The organism is Bacillus sp. BF2-3 (assembly GCF_008368795.1).
Taxonomy (GTDB): domain Bacteria; phylum Bacillota; class Bacilli; order Bacillales; family Bacillaceae_G; genus Bacillus_A; species Bacillus_A cereus.
Map to the genome: position 1 here is coordinate 1 of NZ_QOSA01000032.1, position 2,500 is coordinate 2,500.

Below are 2,500 nucleotides of genomic sequence, written 5' to 3' on the forward strand. Positions count from 1 at the left end.
CATATTATATGGTTAAGTCCTCGATCTATTAGTATTCGTCAGCTCCACATGTCACCATGCTTCCACCTCGAACCTATCAACCTGATCATCTTTCAGGGATCTTACTAGCTTACGCTATGGGAAATCTCATCTTGAGGGGGGCTTCATGCTTAGATGCTTTCAGCACTTATCCCTTCCGCACATAGCTACCCAGCTATGCCCTTGGCAGAACAACTGGTACACCAGCGGTGCGTCCATCCCGGTCCTCTCGTACTAAGGACAGCTCCTCTCAAATTTCCTACGCCCACGACGGATAGGGACCGAACTGTCTCACGACGTTCTGAACCCAGCTCGCGTACCGCTTTAATGGGCGAACAGCCCAACCCTTGGGACCGACTACAGCCCCAGGATGCGATGAGCCGACATCGAGGTGCCAAACCTCCCCGTCGATGTGGACTCTTGGGGGAGATAAGCCTGTTATCCCCGGGGTAGCTTTTATCCGTTGAGCGATGGCCCTTCCATGCGGAACCACCGGATCACTAAGCCCGACTTTCGTCCCTGCTCGACTTGTAGGTCTCGCAGTCAAGCTCCCTTATGCCTTTGCACTCTACGAATGATTTCCAACCATTCTGAGGGAACCTTTGGGCGCCTCCGTTACACTTTAGGAGGCGACCGCCCCAGTCAAACTGCCCACCTGACACTGTCTCCCGGGTCGATAAGACCCGTAGGTTAGAATTTCAATACAGTCAGGGCGGTATCCCACCAGCGCCTCCACCGAAGCTAGCGCTCCGGTTTCAATGGCTCCCGCCTATCCTGTACAAACTGTACCAAAATTCAATATCAGGCTACAGTAAAGCTCCACGGGGTCTTTCCGTCCTGTCGCGGGTAACCTGCATCTTCACAGGTACTATAATTTCACCGAGTCTCTGGTTGAGACAGTGCCCAAATCGTTACACCTTTCGTGCGGGTCGGAACTTACCCGACAAGGAATTTCGCTACCTTAGGACCGTTATAGTTACGGCCGCCGTTTACTGGGGCTTCAGTTCAGAGCTTCGCTTACGCTAACCCCTCTCCTTAACCTTCCAGCACCGGGCAGGTGTCACCCCCTATACTTCGCCTTACGGCTTCGCAGAGAGCTGTGTTTTTGCTAAACAGTCGCTTGGGCCTATTCACTGCGGCTTTCCGTTAAGAAAGCACCCCTTCTCCCGAAGTTACGGGGTCATTTTGCCGAGTTCCTTAACCAGAGTTCTCTCGCACACCTTAGGATTCTCTCCTCGCCTACCTGTGTCGGTTTGCGGTACAGGCACCTTTTATCTCGCTAGAAGCTTTTCTTGGCAGCGGGGAATCAAAGACTTCGCTCCATAAGGAGCTTCCCCATCACAGCTCAGCCTTCACGATAAGCGGATTTGCCTACTTATCAGCCTAACTGCTTGGACGTGCACAACCAATCGCACGCTTCTTCTATCCTTCTGCGTCCCTCCATTGCTCAAACGATAAAGAGGTGGTACAGGAATATCAACCTGTTGTCCATCGCCTACGCCTGTCGGCCTCGGCTTAGGTCCTGACTAACCCTGAGCGGACGAGCCTTCCTCAGGAAACCTTAGGCATTCGGTGGACGGGATTCTCACCCGTCTTTCGCTACTCATACCGGCATTCTCACTTCTAAGCACTCCACCAGTCCTTCCGGTCTGACTTCACTGTCCTTAGAACGCTCCCCTACCACTGATACCATTGGTATCAATCCGCAGCTTCGGTGGTGTATTTAGCCCCGGTACATTTTCGGCGCAGAGTCACTCGACTAGTGAGCTATTACGCACTCTTTAAATGGTGGCTGCTTCTAAGCCAACATCCTAGTTGTCTAAGCAACTCCACATCCTTTTCCACTTAATACACACTTTGGGACCTTAGCTGGCGGTCTGGGCTGTTTCCCTTTTGACTACGGATCTTATCACTCGCAGTCTGACTCCTAAGGATAAGTCATTGGCATTCGGAGTTTGACTGAATTCGGTAATCCGATGAGGACCCCTAGTCCAATCAGTGCTCTACCTCCAAGACTCTTACACTTAAGGCTAGCCCTAAAGCTATTTCGGGGAGAACCAGCTATCTCCAGGTTCGATTGGAATTTCTCCGCTACCCACACCTCATCCCCGCACTTTTCAACGTGCGTGGGTTCGGGCCTCCATTCAGTGTTACCTGAACTTCACCCTGGACATGGGTAGATCACCTGGTTTCGGGTCTACGACCACGTACTAAACGCCCTATTCAGACTCGCTTTCGCTGCGGCTCCGCCTCTTCAGCTTAACCTCGCACGGGATCGTAACTCGCCGGTTCATTCTACAAAAGGCACGCCATCACCCGTTAACGGGCTCTGACTATTTGTAGGCACACGGTTTCAGGATCTCTTTCACTCCCCTTCCGGGGTGCTTTTCACCTTTCCCTCACGGTACTGGTTCACTATCGATCACTAGGGAGTATTTAGCCTTGGGAGATGGTCCTCCCAGATTCCGACGGAATTTCACGT

1 rRNA gene (cut by a window edge) is annotated in these 2,500 nt (G+C 52.2%); it reads right to left on the bottom strand.

Annotation, left to right across the window (positions count from 1 at the left end):
* Nucleotides 1–8: 8 nt before the first annotated feature.
* Nucleotides 9–2,500: ribosomal RNA gene (locus DN401_RS22280) — 23S ribosomal RNA — on the bottom strand; it runs 430 nt beyond the window's last position.